The 1,368-nt window shown below is 39.1% G+C and carries 1 protein-coding gene; it reads left to right on the top strand.

The window, feature by feature from the left end; genetic code table 11:
• Positions 1–128 precede the first annotated feature (128 nt).
• The gene (locus CP366_RS10325; protein WP_049148796.1) at positions 129–1,307 is read left to right on the top strand and encodes an IS256 family transposase; all 1,179 of its coding nucleotides are present in this window, start codon (positions 129–131) and stop codon (positions 1,305–1,307) included.
• The last annotated feature ends 61 nt before the right edge of the window (positions 1,308–1,368 follow it).

The raw sequence follows: 1,368 nt of genomic DNA, 5'->3' as shown, positions 1-1,368 counted from the left end.
GAGACCGTAAAATAGTTTGTGTAAGGATGAATATTTCCTTAATTTTATTTCCCTGAATATTAGAAAAAGGAATCCTTTTCCCGTATGATTGATTTGAACGAAAAACATACTAGAAAAGAGATTCCTTCATGAATGATTTTACCAAAGATATGGCTAATGCTCTATTCAATCAGGATAAAATTAATGATTTATTTAGACAAAAGCTCCAACAGGCTGTCAATGACCTGCTTGAATCCGAATTGACTGCCTTTTTAGGCTACAATCCTTATGAGCGCGATGGCTGGAATACCGGAAATTCTAGAAATGGTGCTTATTACCGCAAGGTTGATACGCAATTCGGACAAATAGAAATCAAAGTTCCTAGAGACAGAAACGGTGAGTTTCATCAACACACTATGCCAGATTATAAAAGGCATACTGATGTTTTAGAGCAAACTGTTATCAAGCTCTATTCCAAGGGCGTCACAACCCGAGAAATCGCTGATTTGATTGAGAAAATGTATGGCGGCTATTATTCTCCAGCTATGGTTTCCAATATTTCTAAAGAAATGATTCCCAAAGTTGAGGCATATCATCAGCGACATCTGTCAGATAAGTTCTTCTGCGTTTATCTCGATGCCACCTATATTCCTCTTAAGCGGGTCACTTATGAGCGCGAAGCAGTTTATATCGCCATCGGTATCAAACCTAATGGTCATAAAGAAGTGATCGACTACTGTATTGCGCCTACTGAAAATATTGAGATTTGGAGCGAAATGCTCAAAGGCTTCAAGAGTCGCGGCCTTGAACAGGTAGAGCTCTTCTTGTCTGACGGAGTAGTTGGCATGAAAGAGGCTATCTGCCAGTCCTATCCTAAAGCGCATTTTCAACGCTGCTTGGTACACGTCATGCGTAATATCAGTGCCAAAATGCGGGTTGACGATCGACAAAAAGCACTGGATGAATTCAAGCAGATTCATACTCAGTCAAACAAAGAAATGGCTGTACAGGTGCTGCATGAATTCTATCAAAACTGGGAAAAAGCCTACAAAAACGTAGTTAGAGATCTTAGACAGGTTGAGCCAGATCTGTTAACCTTTTACAACTATCCGCCAGCTATTAGAGCTTCAATTTACTCAACTAACATGATTGAATCCTTTAACAACAGGCTTAAGCGGAAAACCAAGCCTAAAACAGAATTTCCAACTGAGCAGTCGCTTGACACCTTTATTGGAGTTCAGGCAATGGATTACAATGACCGTTACTTTAACAGGATTCATAAAGGATTTGGGCAAGTTCGAGACACCCTAGAATCCTATTTTGATTAAAAGATAAATAAAAAAGTCAATCAACGAGAGAGATTATTTACACAAACTTCTTGACAGTCTC

The sequence above is a fragment of the Lactobacillus sp. UMNPBX15 genome (genome assembly GCF_002553785.1).
GTDB lineage: Bacteria > Bacillota > Bacilli > Lactobacillales > Lactobacillaceae > Lactobacillus > Lactobacillus crispatus.
The sequence above is the reverse complement of the archived record's forward strand: the minus strand, read 5'-3'. Positions and strand labels throughout refer to the sequence as shown.